Annotated in this window: 23 protein-coding genes; 19 read left to right on the top strand and 4 right to left on the bottom strand. The window is 49.9% G+C overall.

The genetic code is table 11. The features are described 5' to 3' along the window. Window positions 1–2: 2 nt before the first annotated feature. Entirely contained in the window at window positions 3–500 is a 498-nt protein-coding gene (ftnA, locus tag G434_RS19305) for a non-heme ferritin (RefSeq protein ID WP_000917208.1), read from the bottom strand. A gap of 170 nt (window positions 501–670) precedes the next feature. Continuing rightward, window positions 671–994 carry a YecR-like family lipoprotein gene (locus tag G434_RS19310; protein ID WP_001237866.1) on the bottom strand — a complete coding sequence of 108 codons (324 nt, stop codon included), beginning with the start codon at window positions 992–994 and terminating at the stop codon, window positions 671–673. A gap of 262 nt (window positions 995–1,256) precedes the next feature. On the opposite strand from G434_RS19310, the gene azuC reads away from it, so the two are divergent. Together azuC and yecJ are read left to right on the top strand one after the other, a co-directional pair. Then, window positions 1,257–1,343: a stress response protein AzuC gene (gene azuC, locus G434_RS28960; RefSeq protein WP_010723106.1), complete on the top strand. Its 87-nt coding sequence runs from the start codon at window positions 1,257–1,259 to the stop codon at window positions 1,341–1,343. A gap of 114 nt (window positions 1,344–1,457) precedes the next feature. Continuing rightward, the gene (gene yecJ, locus G434_RS19315) at window positions 1,458–1,709 is read left to right on the top strand and encodes a DUF2766 family protein YecJ (RefSeq protein ID WP_000082127.1); all 252 of its coding nucleotides are present in this window, start codon (window positions 1,458–1,460) and stop codon (window positions 1,707–1,709) included. A gap of 79 nt (window positions 1,710–1,788) precedes the next feature. On the opposite strand, the gene G434_RS19320 is transcribed toward yecJ, so the two are convergent. Further along, window positions 1,789–2,292 (bottom strand): non-heme ferritin-like protein, encoded by a 504-nt coding sequence (locus G434_RS19320; RefSeq protein WP_000179469.1) that lies wholly within the window; start codon window positions 2,290–2,292, stop codon window positions 1,789–1,791. Between the two features lie 796 nt (window positions 2,293–3,088). Here G434_RS19320 and araF point away from each other — a divergent pair. The 5 genes from araF to otsA all read left to right on the top strand — a co-directional run bounded on the left by araF (window position 3,089) and on the right by otsA (window position 9,029). Then, window positions 3,089–4,078 (top strand): arabinose ABC transporter substrate-binding protein AraF, encoded by a 990-nt coding sequence (gene araF / locus G434_RS19325; protein WP_000548675.1) that lies wholly within the window; start codon window positions 3,089–3,091, stop codon window positions 4,076–4,078. Between the two features lie 69 nt (window positions 4,079–4,147). After that, the gene (araG, locus tag G434_RS19330) at window positions 4,148–5,662 is read left to right on the top strand and encodes an arabinose ABC transporter ATP-binding protein AraG (protein ID WP_001187822.1); all 1,515 of its coding nucleotides are present in this window, start codon (window positions 4,148–4,150) and stop codon (window positions 5,660–5,662) included. A 14-nt stretch (window positions 5,663–5,676) separates the two neighbouring features. After that, window positions 5,677–6,663 carry an arabinose ABC transporter permease AraH gene (araH, locus tag G434_RS19335; RefSeq protein ID WP_000100205.1) on the top strand — a complete coding sequence of 329 codons (987 nt, stop codon included), beginning with the start codon at window positions 5,677–5,679 and terminating at the stop codon, window positions 6,661–6,663. A gap of 166 nt (window positions 6,664–6,829) precedes the next feature. Continuing rightward, a complete protein-coding gene (otsB, locus tag G434_RS19340) occupies window positions 6,830–7,630 on the top strand; it encodes a trehalose-phosphatase (protein WP_001309561.1) in 801 nt (266 codons plus the stop codon). Beyond that, complete coding sequence (gene otsA, locus G434_RS19345) at window positions 7,605–9,029, top strand: alpha,alpha-trehalose-phosphate synthase (RefSeq protein ID WP_001309560.1); 1,425 nt, start codon at window positions 7,605–7,607, stop codon at window positions 9,027–9,029. The genes otsB and otsA overlap by 26 nt, the downstream gene beginning before the upstream one ends. 6 nt (window positions 9,030–9,035) lie before the next feature. On the opposite strand, the gene uspC is transcribed toward otsA, so the two are convergent. After that, entirely contained in the window at window positions 9,036–9,464 is a 429-nt protein-coding gene (uspC, locus tag G434_RS19350; RefSeq protein WP_000122407.1) for a universal stress protein UspC, read from the bottom strand. A 780-nt stretch (window positions 9,465–10,244) separates the two neighbouring features. Between uspC and flhD the strand changes: the two genes are divergently transcribed. The 12 genes from flhD (at window position 10,245) to cheZ (ending at window position 22,049) form a co-directional block, all read left to right on the top strand. Further along, entirely contained in the window at window positions 10,245–10,595 is a 351-nt protein-coding gene (flhD, locus tag G434_RS19355) for a flagellar transcriptional regulator FlhD (RefSeq protein ID WP_001295647.1), read from the top strand. Window positions 10,596–10,597: 2 nt separating this feature from the next. Continuing rightward, a complete protein-coding gene (gene flhC / locus G434_RS19360) occupies window positions 10,598–11,176 on the top strand; it encodes a flagellar transcriptional regulator FlhC (protein WP_001291603.1) in 579 nt (192 codons plus the stop codon). A gap of 126 nt (window positions 11,177–11,302) precedes the next feature. Continuing rightward, the gene (motA, locus tag G434_RS19365) at window positions 11,303–12,190 is read left to right on the top strand and encodes a flagellar motor stator protein MotA (protein ID WP_000906334.1); all 888 of its coding nucleotides are present in this window, start codon (window positions 11,303–11,305) and stop codon (window positions 12,188–12,190) included. Continuing rightward, window positions 12,187–13,113 (top strand): flagellar motor protein MotB, encoded by a 927-nt coding sequence (gene motB / locus G434_RS19370; protein ID WP_000795630.1) that lies wholly within the window; start codon window positions 12,187–12,189, stop codon window positions 13,111–13,113. Before motA ends, motB begins: the two co-directional genes overlap by 4 nt. A gap of 4 nt (window positions 13,114–13,117) precedes the next feature. Then, on the top strand, window positions 13,118–15,082 hold the full coding sequence (gene cheA, locus G434_RS19375; protein WP_001513320.1) for a chemotaxis protein CheA: 1,965 nt from the start codon (window positions 13,118–13,120) through the stop codon (window positions 15,080–15,082). Between the two features lie 20 nt (window positions 15,083–15,102). Beyond that, window positions 15,103–15,606, top strand: a complete 504-nt coding sequence (gene cheW, locus G434_RS19380) for a chemotaxis protein CheW (protein ID WP_000147301.1) — start codon at window positions 15,103–15,105, stop codon at window positions 15,604–15,606. Between the two features lie 144 nt (window positions 15,607–15,750). Continuing rightward, window positions 15,751–17,412, top strand: coding sequence for a methyl-accepting chemotaxis protein II (gene tar, locus G434_RS19385; RefSeq protein WP_001306742.1), 1,662 nt, complete (start codon window positions 15,751–15,753; stop codon window positions 17,410–17,412). 45 nt (window positions 17,413–17,457) lie between these two features. Continuing rightward, window positions 17,458–19,059 (top strand): methyl-accepting chemotaxis protein IV, encoded by a 1,602-nt coding sequence (gene tap, locus G434_RS19390; RefSeq protein ID WP_000483244.1) that lies wholly within the window; start codon window positions 17,458–17,460, stop codon window positions 19,057–19,059. Window positions 19,060–19,077: 18 nt separating this feature from the next. Further along, window positions 19,078–19,938, top strand: coding sequence for a protein-glutamate O-methyltransferase CheR (gene cheR / locus G434_RS19395; RefSeq protein WP_000204341.1), 861 nt, complete (start codon window positions 19,078–19,080; stop codon window positions 19,936–19,938). A 2-nt stretch (window positions 19,939–19,940) separates the two neighbouring features. Then, window positions 19,941–20,990 (top strand): protein-glutamate methylesterase/protein glutamine deamidase, encoded by a 1,050-nt coding sequence (gene cheB, locus G434_RS19400; RefSeq protein ID WP_000036371.1) that lies wholly within the window; start codon window positions 19,941–19,943, stop codon window positions 20,988–20,990. Between the two features lie 14 nt (window positions 20,991–21,004). Further along, window positions 21,005–21,394 carry a chemotaxis response regulator CheY gene (gene cheY, locus G434_RS19405; protein ID WP_000763867.1) on the top strand — a complete coding sequence of 130 codons (390 nt, stop codon included), beginning with the start codon at window positions 21,005–21,007 and terminating at the stop codon, window positions 21,392–21,394. 10 nt (window positions 21,395–21,404) lie between these two features. After that, entirely contained in the window at window positions 21,405–22,049 is a 645-nt protein-coding gene (cheZ, locus tag G434_RS19410; RefSeq protein WP_000983609.1) for a protein phosphatase CheZ, read from the top strand. Window positions 22,050–22,132 lie beyond the last annotated feature (83 nt).

The raw sequence follows: 22,132 nt of genomic DNA, 5'->3' as shown, positions 1-22,132 counted from the left end.
CATTAGTTTTGTGTGTCGAGGGTAGAGAGTTCTTTGTCGATAAAATACAGACCTTCGCCGCTTTTGCCTGCCAGGCTTAATTTATCAATAATCGATTTGAACAGTTTCTCTTCTTCATGCTGCTCAGAAACATACCATTGCAGGAAATTAAATGTTGGGTAGTCCTGATTGGTCATTGCAGCATGAGCCAGTTCGTTAATTTTCTGGGTGATTAATTGTTCGTGTTTATAGGTTTCCTGGAATAATTCATCAAGTGAGGAATATTCAGCAAACGGAGATTCAACGGTATTAATACGCGGTAAATTGCCGGTATCAGTCAGATAATCAAACAGACGCTGCATATGCGTCATCTCTTCCTGGGCGTGACGGCGCAGGAACGCGGCAGCACCTTCGAAGGTATGATAGCTGCACCAGGCGCTCATTTGCTGATAAAGCAGTGAAGAGTACAGTTCCAGGTTCATCTGCTCATTAAGTTTTTCAATCATTTCTGGTTTCAGCATGATAGTGCTCCACAAAGATTATATTTGTTGCTGTGGCGTCACTATAATTTGTTATTTTATTATTTGCAAAAGGTAAAATATAAACTTCATTTATTAAAAATACGAATGGGAATAAAACGCATTACCGCTATTTCTTTAATCAGCGAAGATCCCCTCGCTGATTAAAATATTTAGAGAAAGACAGGGAAGGCGGAATGATGGCACTGATATGACAAAGTGAATTCCGTATTCAAACATAAGGAACCCGCAAAAAGGCTACAGTTGCCTACTGGCTGACCAAAGGGGATCGCGTGGGTATAGCCTTCCTGCTGGCATGCGCGATCGGCGATCCCGCGACTGACATAACGATCGGTATGGGCATGCTGCAAAAAAGCCTGGTCATAAACCAACCGTACAATACCTGTTGCCGCGTCAACTTCGCTCACATGGGCCTGGCGAGTAACCGTACATCCCGCCAGCGTTATTAATGAAAGAGTCAGAATCAGAAGTCTCATGGTCCAGCCAGAAGAGTAAAAGAAAGCACTATTTTACGCGTTACAGCGCTGCGACAATGGCCGGAAAAGACGCCTGGCAGGCGCTATTTCTTGCCATCTGTAGGTGTCAGAAATGGGGTAGCTGCTTTTTGATTATCATTTTTATAACATCAAAGGGGTATTTATGTGATTTGCATCACATAAAGATTGATTTTTGTGATGATTGTCATATTATAAGCGCAAAGACAATAACACCTGTATAACAAATGGTCGGAGTGCCGCGATGAAACTGCGCAAAATCCTGAAAAGTATGTTCAATAACTATTGCAAGACGTTCAAAGACGTACCGCCAGGCAATATGTTCCGATAACAAAAAACCTGCTCCGGCAGGTTTTTTTGTGTCCTGATGACGGTGGATGTGACTATCGCTGAAGATGTGAAGCCGCTACTATAACGGCTTTCAAAATGCTATCAGGAGTTTACGATGTCCCAGCCGCTGAATGCCGATCAGGAACTGGTTTCTGATGTGGTTGCTTGCCAGTTGGTTATCAAACAAATTCTGGATGTTCTCGATGTAATCGCGCCCGTTGAAGTTCGTGAAAAAATGTCCAGCCAGCTGAAGAATATCGACTTTACTAACCATCCCGCCGCCGCAGACCCGGTCACCATGCGGGCAATCCAAAAAGCCATCGCGCTGATTGAACTCAAGTTTACCCCACAGGGCGAATCCCATTAAAAAAACCGCTGCTTCAAAAAGATGAGGCAGCGGTTTCTCAAAAACTTCATCGGCGCAATGCATTAGCGCCGATGTATGATCAATGCAGCTGATGCGACACGACATTCAGAACATGTTGATCGGTCTGCACAGGGCACATACCCGCAAGTTTCGCACTACGCACTTCATCAAGAATGGTTTGCAGCAACAGGCCATCATGCTGCTGTTCTTTTTCCAGATCGCGCAGGAAATTGACGGTTGAATCATCATTCAGTTCTTTCGCTTCATCGGCTAACTGCGCCAGCGTGCTTGAACGTTGCTCGTATTCTTCCATCGTTTTTTGGAACAGTTCTTCCAGAGAGTTCAGTTTTTCACCGGGAACATCAATGGCTTTAACGATGGGGGTAGCGCCGACACTCTTCATAAAGTTAAACATGCGCATCATTTGGGTCACATTACTCTGTGCCTGGGCGCGAAGGAAAGTGGCGGTGCCGTTCAGACTCTGTTCAGAACACCAGTTACTCAGGTGAAGGTAGAGATTGGATGCGTAAAACTCGCGGTTCATTTGAGAGTTGAGTTTGAGAAGCATTCCAGCGGTTGCCATACCTAATATCCTTATATCCAGAAGTGGAGAGGTGCAAGATAAATCAAAACACCATAATTACTGTTTGCAGAATAATTCCTTTCTGCCGGTCCGAAATGTGATCGTGGAGTCAATTCTGACGATGATCTGAAATAAGAATAACGTCTGAACGGGTATAAGAAAATGCTTAAATCATCAAGTTTATATATTTTTACATTTCATTGATGAAATCAATGTGACTGCAATGAATTTTAATGATAGTGATTTTTGTATCTTGTTGATATTAATCGATTAATTTTGATTCATGATGAAATGATGATTTTATAAAACGTTTTTTCATTTTTGCGAGATGGCTCTCATTATACGTGTTCTGTTAATTAATGAGCACAGTGATAATTAATGGCGAAATGAATGACGCGCATTTTCCACATCTTTGAGTTGTGGTTATTACACCATTTCAAAAACTCAACGCCAGGTAATGCGGCCTATTGACTGGTTAAAAAGAAGACATCCCGCATGGGTACCAAAGACAACAAGGATTTCCAGGCTAATCTTATGGATTAATCTGCTGTGCATTCGACAATTTGTCTGACAAATTGACTTTCCCTTATGTCTTTTCCCGCTAAATTTATGCACGTTCTCACTGTAATTCTGCGATGTGATATTGCTCTCCTATGGAGAATTAATTTCTCGCTAAAACTATGTCAACACAGTCACTTATCTTTTAGTTAAAAGGTAATGCTTTGTTTTCCGATTAATTTAACGAATGTCATTCGTTTTTGCCCTACACAAAACGACACTAAAGCTGGAGAGAACCATGCACAAATTTACTAAAGCCCTGGCAGCCATTGGTCTGGCAGCCGTTATGTCACAATCCGCTATGGCGGAGAACCTGAAGCTCGGTTTCCTGGTGAAGCAACCGGAAGAGCCGTGGTTTCAGACCGAATGGAAGTTTGCCGATAAAGCCGGGAAGGATTTAGGGTTTGAGGTTATTAAGATTGCCGTGCCGGATGGCGAAAAAACATTGAACGCGATCGACAGCCTGGCTGCCAGTGGCGCAAAAGGTTTCGTTATTTGTACTCCGGACCCCAAACTCGGCTCTGCCATCGTCGCGAAAGCGCGTGGCTACGATATGAAAGTCATTGCCGTGGATGACCAGTTTGTTAACGCCAAAGGTAAGCCAATGGATACCGTTCCGCTGGTGATGATGGCGGCGACTAAAATTGGCGAACGTCAGGGTCAGGAACTGTATAAAGAGATGCAGAAACGTGGCTGGGATGTCAAAGAAAGCGCGGTGATGGCGATTACCGCCAACGAACTGGATACGGCACGTCGCCGTACAACGGGTTCTATGGATGCGCTGAAAGCTGCAGGATTCCCGGAAAAACAAATTTATCAGGTACCTACCAAATCTAACGACATCCCGGGGGCATTTGACGCTGCCAACTCAATGCTGGTTCAACATCCGGAAGTTAAACATTGGCTGATCGTCGGTATGAACGACAGCACCGTACTTGGCGGCGTACGCGCGACGGAAGGTCAGGGCTTTAAAGCGGCCGATATCATCGGTATCGGTATTAACGGTGTGGATGCGGTGAGCGAACTGTCTAAGGCACAGGCAACCGGCTTCTACGGTTCCCTGCTGCCAAGCCCGGACGTACATGGCTATAAATCCAGCGAAATGCTTTACAACTGGGTAGCAAAAGACGTTGAACCGCCAAAATTTACCGAAGTTACCGACGTGGTATTGATCACGCGTGACAACTTTAAAGAAGAACTGGAGAAAAAAGGTTTAGGCGGTAAGTAATTTGCCGGAAAAATTCCCCTCTGCATGATGCAGAGGGGGTGTGAACGACCAGTGATTCACGGAGACGTTATGCAACAGTCTACCCCGTATCTCTCATTTCGCGGCATCGGTAAAACGTTTCCCGGCGTTAAGGCGCTGACGGATATTAGTTTTGATTGCTATGCCGGTCAGGTTCATGCGTTGATGGGTGAAAATGGCGCAGGAAAATCAACTCTCTTAAAAATCCTCAGCGGCAACTATGCGCCAACCACGGGTTCTGTAGTGATTAATGGGCAGGAAATGTCCTTTTCCGACACGACCGCAGCACTTAACGCGGGTGTGGCGATTATTTACCAGGAACTGCATCTCGTGCCGGAAATGACCGTCGCGGAAAACATCTATCTCGGCCAGCTGCCGCATAAAGGCGGCATTGTGAATCGCTCATTGCTGAATTATGAGGCGGGTTTACAACTTAAACATCTTGGTATGGATATTGACCCGGACACGCCGCTGAAATATCTCTCCATTGGTCAGTGGCAGATGGTTGAAATCGCCAAAGCGCTGGCGCGTAACGCCAAAATTATCGCCTTTGATGAGCCAACCAGCTCCCTCTCTGCCCGTGAAATCGACAATCTTTTCCGCGTTATTCGTGAACTGCGAAAAGAGGGGCGGGTGATCTTATACGTTTCTCACCGTATGGAAGAAATATTTGCCCTCAGCGATGCCATCACCGTCTTTAAAGATGGGCGTTATGTCAAAACCTTTACTGATATGCAGCAGGTTGACCACGACGCCCTGGTGCAGGCGATGGTCGGGCGCGACATCGGCGATATCTACGGCTGGCAACCGCGTAGTTATGGCGAGGAGCGCCTGCGTCTTGATGCTGTGAAAGCACCAGGCGTGCGTACGCCAATAAGTCTGGCGGTTCGCAGTGGAGAAATTGTCGGTCTGTTTGGTCTGGTCGGGGCAGGGCGTAGCGAATTAATGAAAGGCATGTTTGGCGGTACGCAAATCACCGCCGGTCAGGTTTATATCGACCAACAGCCGATCGATATTCGTAAACCGAGCCACGCTATTACCGCAGGCATGATGCTCTGCCCGGAAGATCGCAAAGCGGAAGGCATTATTCCTGTGCACTCCGTTCGCGACAATATCAACATCAGTGCCAGACGCAAACATGTGCTCGGCGGTTGTGTAATCAACAACGGTTGGGAAGAAAACAATGCCGATCACCACATTCGTTCGCTCAACATCAAAACGCCGGGCGCTGAGCAACTGATTATGAATCTCTCAGGTGGAAATCAGCAAAAAGCCATTCTGGGCCGCTGGTTATCGGAAGAGATGAAGGTCATTTTGCTGGATGAACCTACGCGCGGCATTGATGTTGGTGCTAAGCACGAAATATATAACGTGATTTATGCGCTGGCGGCGCAGGGTGTGGCGGTGCTGTTTGCCTCCAGCGACTTACCTGAAGTCCTCGGCGTTGCCGACCGAATTGTGGTGATGCGGGAAGGCGAAATCGCCGGTGAATTGTTACACGAGCAGGCAGATGAGCGTCAGGCACTGAGCCTTGCGATGCCTAAAGTCAGCCAGGCAGTTGCCTGAGTAAGGAGAGTATGATGTCTTCTGTTTCTACATCGGGTTCTGGCGCACCTAAGTCGTCATTCAGCTTTGGGCGTATCTGGGATCAGTACGGCATGCTGGTGGTGTTTGCGGTCCTTTTTATCGCCTGTGCCATTTTTGTCCCAAATTTTGCCACCTTCATTAATATGAAAGGGTTGGGCCTGGCAATTTCCATGTCGGGGATGGTGGCGTGTGGCATGTTGTTCTGCCTTGCTTCCGGTGACTTTGACCTTTCTGTCGCCTCCGTAATTGCCTGTGCGGGTGTCACCACGGCGGTGGTTATCAACCTGACTGAAAGCCTGTGGATTGGCGTGGCAGCGGGTTTGTTGCTGGGCGTTCTCTGTGGCCTGGTCAATGGCTTTGTTATCGCCAAACTGAAAATAAATGCTCTGATCACGACACTGGCAACGATGCAGATTGTTCGAGGTCTGGCGTACATCATTTCAGACGGTAAAGCGGTCGGTATCGAAGATGAAAGCTTCTTTGCCCTTGGTTACGCCAACTGGTTCGGTCTGCCTGCGCCAATCTGGCTCACCGTCGCGTGTCTGATTATCTTTGGTTTGCTGCTGAATAAAACCACCTTTGGTCGTAATACCCTGGCGATTGGCGGGAACGAAGAGGCCGCGCGTCTGGCGGGTGTACCGGTTGTTCGCACCAAAATTATTATCTTTGTTCTCTCTGGCCTGGTATCAGCGATAGCCGGAATTATTCTCGCTTCACGTATGACCAGTGGGCAGCCAATGACGTCGATTGGTTATGAGCTGATTGTTATCTCCGCCTGCGTTTTAGGTGGCGTTTCTCTGAAAGGTGGCATCGGAAAAATCTCATATGTGGTGGCGGGTATCTTAATTTTAGGCACCGTGGAAAACGCCATGAACCTGCTTAATATTTCTCCTTTCGCGCAATACGTGGTTCGCGGCTTAATCCTGCTGGCAGCGGTGATCTTCGACCGTTACAAGCAAAAAGCGAAACGCACTGTCTGATGCTTTTTTCCACAACAATTTAACGTTTTTTCCCACCACAGCCAGCCGCCACAACGGTTGGCTGTTCTTCGTTACAAATGGCGACCCCCGTCACACTGTCTATACTTACATGTCTGTAAAGCGCGTTCTGCGCAACACAATAAGAAAAGAGAAGGAGGAGAACCGGGTGACAGAACCGTTAACCGAAACCCCTGAACTATCCGCGAAATATGCCTGGTTTTTTGATCTCGATGGAACGCTGGCGGAAATCAAACCGCATCCCGATCAGGTCGTCGTGCCTGACAATATTCTGCAAGGACTTCAGCTACTGGCAACCGCAAGTGATGGTGCATTGGCATTGATATCAGGGCGCTCAATGGTGGAGCTTGACGCACTGGCAAAACCTTATCGCTTCCCATTAGCGGGCGTGCATGGGGCGGAGCGCCGTGACATCAATGGTAAAACGCATATCGTTCATCTGCCGGATGCGATTGCACGTGATATTAGCGTGCAACTGCATACGGCTATCGCCCAGTTTCCCGGTGCGGAGCTGGAGACGAAAGGGATGGCCTTTGCGCTGCATTATCGTCAGGCTCCGCAGCATGAAGACGCATTAATGACATTAGCGCAACGTATTACTCAGATCTGGCCACAAATGGCGTTACAGCAGGGAAAGTGTGTTGTCGAGATCAAACCGCGAGGCACCAGTAAAGGTGAGGCGATTGCTGCCTTTATGCAGGAAGCTCCCTTTATCGGGCGAACGCCGGTATTTCTGGGCGATGATTTAACCGATGAATCTGGCTTCGCTGTCGTTAACCGGCTGGGCGGAATGTCAGTAAAAATTGGCACAGGCGCAACTCAGGCATCATGGCGACTGGCGGGCGTACCGGATGTCTGGAGCTGGCTTGAAATGATAACCACCGCATTACAACAAAAAAGAGAAAATAACAGGAGTGATGACTATGAGTCGTTTAGTCGTAGTATCTAACCGGATTGCACCACCAGATGAGCACGCCGCCAGTGCCGGTGGCCTTGCCGTTGGCATTCTGGGGGCACTGAAAGCCGCAGGTGGACTGTGGTTTGGCTGGAGTGGCGAAACAGGGAATGAGGATCAGCCGCTAAAAAAGGTGAAAAAGGGTAACATTACGTGGGCCTCTTTTAACCTCAGCGAACAGGACCTTGACGAATACTACAACCAATTCTCCAATGCCGTTCTCTGGCCTGCTTTTCATTATCGGCTCGATCTGGTGCAATTTCAGCGTCCTGCCTGGGACGGCTATCTACGCGTAAATGCGTTGCTGGCAGATAAATTACTGCCGCTGTTGCAAGACGATGACATTATCTGGATCCACGATTATCACCTGTTGCCATTTGCGCATGAATTACGCAAACGGGGAGTGAATAATCGCATTGGTTTCTTTCTGCATATTCCTTTCCCGACACCGGAAATCTTCAACGCGCTGCCGACATATGACACCTTGCTTGAACAGCTTTGTGATTATGATTTGCTGGGTTTCCAGACAGAAAACGATCGTCTGGCGTTCCTGGATTGCCTTTCTAACCTGACCCGCGTCACGACGCGTAGCGCAAAAAGCCATACGGCGTGGGGCAAAGCGTTTCGAACGGAAGTTTACCCGATCGGCATTGAACCGAATGAAATAGCGAAACAGGCTGCCGGACCACTGCCGCCAAAACTGGCGCAACTTAAAGCGGAACTGAAAAACGTACAAAATATCTTTTCTGTCGAACGGCTGGATTATTCCAAAGGTTTGCCGGAGCGTTTTCTCGCCTATGAAGCGTTGCTGGAAAAATATCCGCAGCATCATGGTAAAATTCGTTATACCCAGATTGCACCAACGTCGCGTGGTGATGTGCAAGCCTATCAGGATATTCGTCATCAGCTCGAAAATGAAGCTGGACGAATTAATGGTAAATACGGGCAATTAGGCTGGACGCCGCTTTATTATTTGAATCAGCATTTTGACCGTAAATTACTGATGAAAATATTCCGCTACTCTGACGTGGGCTTAGTGACGCCACTGCGTGACGGGATGAACTTGGTAGCAAAAGAGTATGTTGCCGCTCAGGACCCAGCCAACCCGGGCGTTCTTGTTCTTTCGCAATTTGCGGGAGCGGCAAACGAGTTAACGTCGGCGTTAATTGTTAACCCCTACGATCGTGACGAAGTTGCAGCTGCGCTGGATCGTGCATTGACTATGTCGCTGGCGGAACGTATTTCCCGTCATGCAGAGATGCTGGACGTTATCGTGAAAAACGATATTAACCACTGGCAGGAGTGCTTCATTAGCGACCTAAAGCAGATAGTTCCGCGAAGCGCGGAAAGCCAGCAGCGCGATAAAGTTGCTACCTTTCCAAAGCTTGCGTAGGAGCGGTTAATCTCCCGTAAGTGGAACTAACAGCACATCGACCTCACTAGAGGCAATAACTCTTTTCGCCGAGCAGGATGCTCGCGAAAAGAAACTGTGATTGTGATTACCGCAAATCACCAAATCGAAATGATATTTGCGACAAACTTCCAGAATATGTTCGCTTAACTCACCGTAGGCAATAAACGTCTCGTCAACGGGATACCCCGCATCCTGAATTAACTTATCAAGAAAGCTTTGTGTTTCTTCCTGCATCACGCTGCGTAAATCTTCAAGCATCGGCGCAGCTAATTGATTGTACATTTCCGGGTCGGAAGCGAGAGTAATTAAACTGATGTGTCCCTTTACTGGCCTGGCGATAGATACCGCTTTTGCCAGCAGTTGCAGACTTTCCGGTGTAACCGCAACGGCGACAAGAATATTGCTATAGCTCATAACCTGTTCCTTATTCTGTGAACTTCAGGTGACATTAAAGCTTTACTCCTAATGGAGAAACGACGCAATCCCAACTCAGTCAAACAGGTAAATATTAGTCTGATTATTAGTAAAGACAATTAATCAATCACTCTCGGTGATCATATGATTTCAACTGTAATTATAAGAAAATAATGTACTGATTCCCCGCATTAAACAAGTGGTTAATATATGCAAAACATTTTATTAACATTGAGTTGATTGTTGCCTTTCTTTGTATTTAATTAGTTTGTTGTGCGGTAAGTGTCTGTTTAAAAATAGCTTATCTGGTATTGCATAAAAGTGATTATTTATAGCAGATGATTATTTACGGTGAGTTATTTTAACTGTGCGCAACATCCCATTTCGATTATTCCTGTTTCATTTTTGCTTGCTAGCGTAGCGAAAAACTTTTTAACAGATTGAAATACACCCAAAACAAAAGTATGACTTATACATTTATGTTAAGTAATTGAGTGTTTTGTGTGATCTGCATCACACATTATTGAAAATCGCAGCCCCCCTCCGTTGTATGTGCGTGTAGTGACGAGTACAGTTGCGTCGATTTAGGAAAAATCTTAGATAAGTGTAAAGACCCCCCTTCTATTTGTAAGGACTTATTAAACCAAAAAGGTGGCTCTGCTTATTGCAGCTTATCGCAACTATTCTAATGCTAATTATTTTTTACCGGGGCTTCCCGGCGACATCACGGGGTGCGGTGAAACCGCATAAAAATAAAGTTGGTTATTCTGGGTGGGAATAATGCATACCTCCGAGTTGCTGAAACACATTTATGACATCAACTTGTCATATTTACTACTTGCACAGCGTCTGATTGTTCAGGACAAAGCGTCCGCTATGTTTCGTCTCGGCATAAATGAAGAAATGGCGACAACATTAGCGGCACTGACTCTTCCGCAAATGGTTAAGCTGGCAGAAACCAATCAGCTGGTTTGTCACTTCCGTTTTGACAGCCACCAGACGATTACTCAGTTGACGCAAGATTCCCGCGTTGACGATCTCCAGCAAATTCATACCGGCATCATGCTCTCAACACGCTTGCTGAATGATGTTAATCAGCCTGAAGAAGCGCTGCGCAAGAAAAGGGCCTGATCATGAGTGAAAAAAGCATTGTTCAGGAAGCGCGGGATATTCAGCTGGCAATGGAATTGATCACCCTGGGCGCTCGTTTGCAGATGCTGGAAAGCGAAACACAGTTAAGTCGCGGACGCCTGATAAAACTTTATAAAGAACTGCGCGGAAGCCCACCGCCGAAAGGCATGCTGCCATTCTCAACCGACTGGTTTATGACCTGGGAACAAAACGTTCATGCTTCGATGTTCTGTAATGCATGGCAGTTTTTACTGAAAACCGGTTTGTGTAATGGCGTCGATGCGGTGATCAAAGCCTACCGTTTATACCTTGAACAGTGCCCGCAAGCAGAAGAAGGACCGCTGCTGGCATTAACCCGTGCCTGGACATTGGTGCGGTTTGTTGAAAGTGGATTACTGCAACTTTCCAGCTGCAACTGCTGCGGCGGCAATTTTATTACCCACGCTCATCAGCCTGTTGGCAGCTTTGCCTGCAGCTTATGTCAACCGCCATCCCGGGCAGTAAAAAGACGTAAACTTTCCCAGAATCCTGCCGATATTATCCCACAACTGCTGGATGAACAGAGAGTACAGGCTGTTTAACTTATACGGTGTGGCGCAACATTCCAGCAGCGGTAACGACGTACCGCTGCTTTTTTTTGCCCCAATCGCGCGTTAACGCCTGACGACTGAACATCCTGTCATGGTCAACAGTGGAAGGATGATGTCGTGCTTATCTTATTAGGTTACCTGGTTGTTCTCGGTACAGTTTTCGGCGGTTATTTGATGACCGGTGGAAGCCTTGGAGCACTCTATCAACCCGCTGAACTGGTGATTATTGCCGGTGCAGGGATTGGGTCGTTTATCGTCGGCAATAATGGCAAAGCGATTAAAGGCACGCTGAAGGCGCTGCCGTTGCTGTTTCGTCGCTCCAAATACACCAAAGCAATGTATATGGATCTGCTGGCTCTGCTTTATCGGTTGATGGCGAAATCGCGGCAGATGGGGATGTTTTCGCTGGAACGTGATATTGAAAATCCCCGTGAGAGCGAGATCTTCGCCAGCTACCCACGCATCCTTGCGGATAGCGTCATGCTTGATTTTATCGTCGATTATCTGCGTCTGATTATCAGCGGTCACATGAACACCTTCGAAATCGAAGCCCTGATGGATGAAGAGATTGAGACGCACGAAAGCGAAGCAGAAGTCCCGGCGAACAGTCTGGCGCTGGTCGGGGACTCACTTCCGGCGTTTGGTATTGTCGCGGCTGTGATGGGGGTCGTTCACGCGTTAGGTTCAGCCGATCGTCCTGCCGCCGAGCTGGGGGCGCTTATCGCACATGCGATGGTGGGGACTTTCCTCGGCATTTTATTGGCTTACGGATTTATTTCCCCATTAGCGAGTGTTTTACGTCAGAAAAGCGCCGAAACCAGCAAAATGATGCACTGCGTCAAAGTCACACTGCTATCTAATCTGAACGGTTACGCACCGCCTATCGCCGTTGAGTTTGGTCGCAAAACGCTCTATTCCAGCGAACGTCCGTCGTTTATTGAACTGGAAGAGCATGTGCGTGCGGTGAAAAATCCGCAACAACAGACGACAACCGAGGAAGCATGAAGAATCAAGCGCATCCGATTATTGTCGTCAAACGACGCAAAGCCAAAAGCCACGGGGCAGCACATGGATCGTGGAAGATTGCTTATGCCGACTTTATGACCGCGATGATGGCCTTTTTTCTGGTGATGTGGCTAATCTCCATCTCCAGCCCAAAAGAGCTGATTCAGATTGCGGAGTACTTCCGGACTCCACTGGCGACTGCGGTTACGGGCGGCGATCGCATTTCTAATAGTGAAAGCCCAATTCCCGGTGGGGGTGATGATTACACCCAAAGCCAGGGGGAAGTGAATAAGCAGCCGAACATCGAAGAGCTGAAAAAACGCATGGAGCAAAGTCGATTGCGGAAATTGCGTGGCGATCTCGACCAGTTGATAGAGTCCGATCCGAAACTGCGGGCGTTACGTCCACATCTCAAAATCGATCTGGTCCAGGAAGGTCTACGTATTCAGATCATCGATAGCCAGAATCGCCCGATGTTCAGAACCGGCAGTGCCGATGTGGAACCCTATATGCGCGACATTCTGCGCGCCATCGCGCCTGTACTGAACGGTATTCCCAACCGTATTAGCCTTTCAGGTCATACCGATGATTTTCCCTACGCCAGCGGTGAGAAAGGTTACAGCAACTGGGAGCTTTCTGCCGATCGGGCCAATGCATCCCGCCGCGAACTGATGGTCGGCGGGTTGGATAGCGGCAAAGTGTTACGTGTCGTCGGCATGGCGGCAACGATGCGCTTAAGCGATCGCGGACCTGATGATGCCGTCAACCGTCGCATCAGCCTGCTGGTACTGAACAAACAAGCCGAACAGGCCATTTTGCATGAAAACGCCGAAAGCCAGAATGAGCCAGTAAGCGCCCTGGAAAAACCTGAGGTTGCACCACAGGTCAGTGTTCCCACAATGCCATCAGCCGAACCGAGGTGACAGCGTGAGCATGGATATAAGCGATTTTTATCAGACATTTTTTGATGAAGCGGACGAACTGTTGGCTGATATGGAGCAGCATCTGCTGGTTTTGCAGCCGGAAGCGCCAGATGCCGAACAATTGAATGCCATCTTTCGGGCTGCCCACTCGATCAAAGGAGGGGCAGGAACCTTTGGCTTCAGCGTTTTGCAGGAAACCACGCATCTGATGGAAAACCTGCTCGACGAAGCCAGACGAGGTGAGATGCAACTCAACACCGACATTATCAATCTGTTTTTGGAAACGAAGGACATCATGCAAGAACAGCTCGACGCTTATAAACAGTCGCAAGAGCCGGATGCCGCCAGCTTCGATTATATCTGCCAGGCCTTGCGTCAACTGGCATTAGAAGCGAAAGGCGAAACGCCATCCGCAGTGACCCGATTAAGTGTGGTTGCCAAAAGTGAACCGCAAGATGAGCAGAGCCGCAATCAGTCGCCGCGACGAATTATCCTTTCGCGCCTGAAGGCCGGGGAAGTCGACCTGCTGGAAGAAGAGCTGGGGCATCTGACAACGTTAACCGACGTGGTGAAAGGGGCGGATTCTCTCTCGGCAATATTAACGGGCGACATCGCCGAAGATGACATCACAGCGGTACTCTGTTTTGTGATTGAAGCCGATCAGATTACCTTTGAAACAGTAGAAGTCTCGCCCAAAATATCCCCCCCACCAGTGCTTAAACTGGCAGCTGAACAAGCGCCAACCGGTCGCGTGGAGCGGGAAAAAACGACGCGCAGCAGTGAATCCACCAGCATCCGTGTAGCGGTAGAAAAGGTTGATCAATTAATTAACCTCGTCGGCGAGCTGGTCATCACCCAGTCCATGCTTGCCCAGCGTTCCAGCGAACTGGACCCGGTTAATCATGGTGATTTGATTACCAGCATGGGGCAGTTACAACGTAACGCTCGTGATTTGCAGGAATCAGTGATGTCGATTCGCATGATGCCGATGGAATATGTCTTTAGCCGTTATCCCCGGCTGGTGCGTGATCTGGCGGGAAAACTCGGCAAGCAGGTAGAACTGACGCTGGTGGGCAGTTCTACTGAACTCGACAAGAGCCTGATAGAACGCATTATCGACCCGCTGACCCACCTGGTACGCAATAGCCTCGATCACGGTATTGAACTGCCAGAAAAACGGCTCGCCGCAGGTAAAAACAGCGTCGGAAATTTAATTCTTTCTGCCGAACATCAGGGCGGCAACATTTGCATTGAAGTGACCGACGATGGTGCAGGGCTAAACCGTGAGCGAATTCTGGCAAAAGCGGCCTCGCAAGGTTTGACTGTCAGCGAAAACATGAGCGACGACGAAGTCGCGATGCTGATATTTGCACCAGGCTTCTCCACGGCAGAGCAGGTCACCGACGTCTCTGGGCGCGGCGTCGGCATGGACGTCGTTAAACGTAATATCCAGGAGATGGGCGGTCATGTCGAAATCCAGTCGAAGCAGGATACTGGCACTACGATCCGCATTTTACTGCCGCTAACGCTGGCCATCCTCGACGGCATGTCCGTACGCGTTGCGGATGAAGTTTTCATTCTGCCGCTGAATGCTGTTATGGAATCACTGCAACCCCGTGAAGCCGATCTGCATCCACTGGCAGGCGGCGAGCGGGTGCTGGAAGTGCGGGGTGAATATCTGCCCATCGTCGAACTGTGGAAAGTGTTCAACGTCGCGGGCGCGAAAACCGAAGCTACCCAGGGAATTGTGGTGATCTTACAAAGTGGCGGTCGCCGCTACGCCTTGCTGGTGGATCAATTAATTGGTCAACACCAGGTTGTGGTTAAAAACCTTGAAAGTAACTATCGCAAAGTCCCCGGCATTTCTGCTGCGACCATTCTTGGCGACGGCAGCGTGGCACTGATTGTTGATGTCTCCGCCTTGCAGGCGATAAACCGCGAACAACGTATGGCGAACACCGCCGCCTGAATGAGTAAAAAGGTAACAATATGACCGGTATGACGAATGTAACAAAGCTGGCCAGCGAGCCGTCAGGCCAGGAATTTCTGGTATTTACCCTTGGTGATGAAGAGTACGGTATTGATATCCTGAAAGTGCAGGAGATCCGTGGCTACGATCAGGTAACACGGATTGCGAACACGCCAGCGTTTATCAAAGGCGTCACGAATCTGCGCGGCGTTATTGTGCCGATTGTCGACTTACGAATTAAGTTCAGCCAGGTGGATGTGGACTATAACGACAACACGGTAGTTATCGTCCTGAATTTCGGACAGCGGGTGGTCGGCATCGTGGTTGACGGCGTTTCAGACGTGCTTTCATTGACGGCGGAGCAAATTCGTCCGGCACCGGAATTTGCCGTGACGCTTTCAACAGAATATCTCACTGGACTGGGCGCACTGGGCGACCGGATGTTGATTCTGGTGAACATCGAAAAACTGCTGAACAGCGAAGAGATGGCGCTGTTAGATAGCGCGGCGTCAGAAGTGGCGTAATTCTCCCGATTTCCTCAATTGCAATGAACCCGATGACCTGCGCATCGGGTTTTTTATTTCAGTTTCGCGGCGGGTGGCATCAGCAATAAAGTTTCCCCCTTCCTTGCCGATAACGAGATCAACTTGTTTTCAGGAAGGTGCCTTATGATTAACCGTATCCGCGTAGTCACGCTGTTGGTAATGGTGCTGGGGGTATTCGCACTGTTACAGCTTATTTCCGGCAGTCTGTTTTTTTCTTCCCTTCACCATAGCCAGAAGAGCTTTGTGGTTTCCAATCAATTACGGGAACAGCAGGGCGAGCTGACGTCAACCTGGGATTTAATGCTGCAAACGCGCATTAACCTGAGTCGTTCAGCGGTGCGGATGATGATGGATTCCTCCAATCAACAAAGTAACGCCAAAGTTGAATTGCTCGATAGCGCCAGGAAAACATTGGCCCAGGCCGCGACGCATTATAAAAAATTCAAAAGCATGGCACCGTTACCTGAAATGGTCGCTACCAGTCGTAATATTGATGAAAAATATAAAAACTATCACACAGCGTTAACTGAACTGATTGATTATCTTGATTATGGCAATACTGGAGCTTATTTCGCTCAGCCAACCCAGGGAATGCAAAATGCAATGGGCGAAGCGTTTGCTCAGTACGCCCTCAGCAGTGAAAAACTGTATCGCGATATCGTCACTGACAACGCAGATGATTACCGATTTGCCCAGTGGCAACTGGCGGTTATCGCGCTGGTGGTGGTATTGATTCTGCTGGTGGCGTGGTACGGCATTCGCCGTATGTTGCTTACACCGCTGGCAAAAATTATTGCTCACATTCGCGAAATCGCCAGTGGTAACCTGGCGAATACCCTGACCATTGACGGGCGCAGTGAAATGGGCGACCTGGCGCAGAGCGTTTCACATATGCAACGCTCTTTGACTGACACCGTCACTCATGTGCGTGAAGGTTCAGATGCCATCTATGCCGGTACCCGTGAAATTGCGGCGGGCAACACCGATCTTTCCTCCCGTACTGAACAGCAGGCATCTGCGCTGGAAGAAACTGCCGCCAGCATGGAGCAGCTCACCGCGACAGTGAAGCAAAACGCCGATAACGCCCGCCAGGCCTCGCAACTGGCGCAAAGTGCCTCCGATACTGCCCAGCACGGCGGAAAAGTAGTGGATGGTGTAGTGAAAACGATGCATGAGATCGCCGATAGTTCGAAGAAAATTGCCGACATTATCAGCGTTATCGATGGTATTGCCTTCCAGACTAATATCCTCGCGTTGAATGCCGCTGTTGAAGCCGCGCGTGCGGGTGAACAGGGCCGTGGTTTTGCCGTGGTGGCGGGCGAAGTGCGTAATCTTGCCAGTCGCAGCGCCCAGGCGGCAAAAGAGATCAAAGCCCTCATTGAAGACTCCGTCTCGCGCGTTGATACCGGTTCGGTGCTGGTCGAAAGCGCCGGGGAAACAATGAACAATATCGTCAATGCTGTCACTCGCGTGACTGACATTATGGGCGAGATTGCATCGGCATCGGATGAACAGAGCCGTGGCATCGATCAAGTCGCATTGGCGGTTTCGGAAATGGATCGCGTCACGCAACAGAACGCATCGCTGGTGCAGGAATCAGCTGCCGCCGCAGCTGCGCTGGAAGAACAGGCCAGTCGTTTAACGCAAGCGGTTTCCGCGTTTCGTCTGGCAGCCAGCCCACTCACCAATAAACCGCAAACACCATCCCGTCCTGCCAGTGAGCAACCACCGGCACAGCCACGACTGCGAATTACTGAACAAGATCCAAACTGGGAAACATTTTGACGAGTATTTACTAACGCGGTCATTGCCGCCTGATGGGGAGCGTTGATGTTTAATCGTATTCGAATTTCGACCACGCTGTTTTTAATTTTGATTCTCTGCGGGATCTTGCAGATTGGCAGTAACGGCATGTCTTTTTGGGCATTTCGCGACGATTTGCAACGACTGAATCAGGTCGAGCAGAGCAATCAGCAACGTGCGGCATTAGCGCAAACTCGGGCAGTAATGTTACAGGCCAGTACCGCGCTGAACAAAGCAGGCACTCTGACAGCGCTTAGCTATCCGGCGGATGACATTAAAACGTTGATGACGACGGCGCGCGCCAGTCTGACGCAATCCACCACGCTGTTTAATAGTTTTATGGCGATGACTGCGGGCAATGAGCACGTCAGGGCGTTGCAAAAAGAGACGGAGAAAAGTTTTGCCCGCTGGCACAACGATCTCGAACATCAGGCGACCTGGCTTGAAAGTAATCAACTTTCGGATTTCCTCACTGCGCCGGTGCAGGAATCACAGAATGCGTTTGACGTTAACTTTGAGGCCTGGCAGCTGGAGATCAACCATGTGCTGGAAGCTGCCAGTGCGCAAAGCCAGCGTAACTATCACATTTCGGCGCTGGTGTTTATCAGCATGATTATTGTTGCAGCGCTCTACATCAGCAGTGCACTGTGGTGGACGCGCAAGATGATTGTTCAACCACTGGCCATCATCGGTAGCCATTTTGACAGCATTGCTGCGGGTAATCTGGCGCGTCCGATTGCGGTGTATGGTCGCAATGAGATCACCGCCATTTTTGCCAGTCTGAAGACCATGCAGCAGGCTTTGCGTGGGACGGTAAGTGATGTGCGTAAGGGAAGCCAGGAGATGCACATTGGTATCGCGGAGATTGTCGCAGGCAATAATGATCTCTCAAGTCGTACCGAACAGCAGGCGGCATCGCTGGCACAAACGGCCGCCAGTATGGAGCAATTAACCGCCACGGTAGGGCAAAACGCCGATAACGCGCGCCAGGCGTCGGAACTGGCAAAAAATGCCGCGACAACGGCGCAGGCGGGCGGTGTTCAGGTCAGTACCATGACTCACACCATGCAGGAGATCGCCACCAGCTCGCAAAAAATAGGCGACATTATCAGCGTTATCGACGGCATTGCTTTCCAGACCAATATTCTGGCCCTGAATGCGGCACTGGAAGCGGCTCGCGCCGGAGAGCAGGGGCGTGGTTTTGCGGTAGTGGCAGGTGAAGTGCGCAATCTTGCCAGCCGTAGCGCGCAGGCAGCAAAAGAGATCAAAGGGCTGATCGAAGAGTCAGTCAATCGTGTCCAGCAGGGTTCGAAACTGGTGAATAACGCCGCCGCGACCATGACTGATATTGTCAGTTCGGTAACCCGCGTGAACGACATTATGGGAGAAATTGCTTCGGCGTCGGAAGAACAACGGCGGGGGATTGAGCAGGTTGCGCAGGCTGTCAGCCAGATGGATCAGGTGACACAGCAGAACGCCTCGCTGGTAGAAGAAGCGGCGGTGGCAACGGAACAACTGGCGAATCAGGCCGACCATCTTTCGTCGCGTGTGGCGGTATTTACCCTTGAAGAACATGAAGTAGCACGACATGAGTCGGCGCAGTTACAAATTGCGCCAGTGGTATCCTGAAGTGATTGAGAAGGCGCTATGACTTCATCTCTGCCCTGTGGGCAAACGTCTTTATTGTTACAGATGACCGAGCGCCTGGCGCTTTCCGACGCGCATTTTCGGCGGATAAGTCAATTGATCTATCAACGAGCCGGGATCGTCCTGGCCGACCATAAACGCGACATGGTTTACAACCGACTGGTTCGTCGTTTGCGTTCGCTGGGACTGACGGATTTCGGCCATTACTTGAACTTGCTGGAATCTAACCAGCACAGCGGTGAGTGGCAGGCGTTTATCAATTCGCTGACCACGAATCTGACGGCATTTTTCCGTGAGGCGCATCATTTTCCTCTGCTCGCGGATCACGCCCGGCGTCGTTCTGGCGAGTATCGCGTATGGAGCGCGGCGGCTTCGACCGGCGAAGAGCCGTACAGCATTGCGATGACACTGGCTGACACATTGGGCACCGCGCCCGGACGCTGGAAAGTGTTTGCCAGCGACATTGACACCGAAGTGCTGGAAAAAGCCAGAAGCGGTATTTATCGCCATGAAGAGTTGAAAAACCTGACGCCGCAGCAACTGCAGCGGTACTTCATGCGAGGGACGGGACCGCATCAAGGGCTGGTACGCGTGCGTCAGGAACTGGCGAATTATGTTGATTTTGCCCCGCTGAATTTACTGGCGAAACAGTACACCGTGCCGGGGCCGTTTGATGCGATCTTCTGTCGTAACGTCATGATCTACTTCGATCAAACTACCCAGCAGGAGATTTTGCGCCGCTTTGTTCCGCTCCTTAAACCCGACGGATTGCTGTTTGCGGGTCACTCTGAAAACTTTAGCCACCTTGAGCGCCGCTTCACGCTGCGTGGTCAGACGGTGTATGCGCTAAGTAAGGATTAACGATGAGCAAAATCAGGGTGTTATCTGTCGATGATTCGGCACTGATGCGCCAGATCATGACAGAAATCATCAACAGCCATAGCGACATGGAAATGGTGGCGACCGCCCCTGATCCGCTGGTTGCGCGGGATTTGATTAAGAAATTCAATCCCGATGTATTGACGCTGGATGTTGAAATGCCGCGGATGGACGGACTGGATTTCCTCGAAAAATTAATGCGTTTGCGCCCAATGCCCGTTGTGATGGTTTCTTCCCTGACCGGCAAAGGGTCAGAAGTCACGCTGCGCGCATTGGAGCTGGGGGCGATAGATTTTGTCACCAAACCGCAACTGGGTATTCGCGAAGGAATGCTGGCGTATAGCGAAATGATTGCTGAAAAGGTGCGTACAGCAGCAAAGGCGAGCCTTGCAGCACATAAGCCATTGTCGGCACCGACAACGCTGAAGGCAGGGCCGTTGTTGAGTTCTGAAAAACTGATTGCGATTGGTGCTTCAACGGGTGGAACTGAGGCAATTCGTCACGTACTGCAACCGTTGCCGCTTTCCAGCCCGGCACTGTTAATTACCCAGCATATGCCGCCCGGTTTCACCCGCTCTTTTGCCGACAGACTTAATAAGCTTTGCCAGATCGGGGTTAAAGAAGCCGAAGACGGAGAACGTGTCTTACCGGGGCATGCCTATATTGCGCCAGGCGATCGGCATATGGAGCTGGCGCGTAGTGGTGCAAATTACCAAATCAAAATTCACGATGGCCCGGCGGTTAACCGTCATCGGCCTTCGGTAGATGTGTTGTTCCATTCTGTCGCGAAACAGGCGGGGCGTAATGCGGTTGGGGTGATCCTGACCGGTATGGGCAACGACGGTGCGGCGGGAATGTTGGCGATGCGTCAGGCGGGGGCATGGACCCTTGCGCAAAACGAAGCAAGTTGCGTGGTGTTCGGCATGCCGCGCGAGGCCATCAATATGGGTGGTGTCTGCGAAGTGGTCGATCTTAGCCAGGTAAGCCAGCAAATGTTGGCAAAAATTAGTGCCGGACAGGCGATACGTATTTAAATCAGGAGTGTGAAATGGCGGATAAAGAACTTAAATTTTTGGTTGTGGATGACTTTTCCACCATGCGACGCATAGTGCGTAACCTGCTGAAAGAGCTAGGATTCAATAATGTTGAGGAAGCGGAAGATGGTGTCGACGCTCTCAATAAGTTGCAGGCAGGCGGTTATGGATTTGTTATCTCCGACTGGAACATGCCCAACATGGATGGCCTGGAATTGCTGAAAACAATTCGTGCGGATGGCGCGATGTCAGCATTGCCAGTGTTAATGGTGACTGCAGAAGCGAAGAAAGAGAACATCATTGCTGCGGCGCAAGCGGGGGCCAGTGGCTATGTGGTGAAGCCATTTACCGCCGCGACGCTGGAGGAAAAACTCAACAAAATCTTTGAGAAACTGGGCATGTGAGGATGCGACTATGATGCAACCATCAATCAAACCTGCTGACGAGCATTCAGCTGGCGATATCATTGCGCGCATCGGCAGCCTGACGCGTATGCTGCGCGACAGTTTGCGGGAGCTGGGGCTGGATCAGGCCATTGCCGAAGCGGCGGAAGCCATCCCCGATGCGCGCGATCGTTTGTACTATGTTGTGCAGATGACCGCCCAGGCTGCGGAGCGGGCGCTGAACAGTGTTGAGGCGTCACAACCGCATCAGGATCAAATGGAGAAATCAGCAAAAGCGTTAACCCAACGTTGGGATGACTGGTTTGCCGATCCGATTGACCTTGCCGACGCCCGAGAACTGGTAACAGATACGCGGCAATTTCTGGCAGATGTCCCCGCGCATACCAGCTTTACTAACGCGCAACTGCTGGAAATCATGATGGCGCAGGATTTTCAGGATCTCACCGGACAGGTCATTAAGCGGATGATGGATGTCATTCAGGAGATCGAACGCCAGTTGTTGATGGTGCTGTTGGAAAACATCCCGGAACAGGAGTCGCGTCCAAAACGTGAAAACCAGAGTTTGCTTAATGGACCTCAGGTCGATACCAGCAAAGCCGGTGTGGTAGCCAGTCAGGATCAGGTGGACGATTTGTTGGATAGTCTTGGATTTTGATTTGTATTGCCTGATGTGGCGTGACTACGTCATATCAGGCGGTCGGATAACGCGATGACGCCGCATCCGACAAACGCATACTA

Origin of the sequence: Escherichia sp. KTE172, assembly GCF_000408845.1 — a bacterium.
Classification (GTDB): Bacteria; Pseudomonadota; Gammaproteobacteria; order Enterobacterales; family Enterobacteriaceae; genus Escherichia; species Escherichia coli.
The sequence above is the reverse complement of the archived record's forward strand: the minus strand, read 5'-3'. Positions and strand labels throughout refer to the sequence as shown.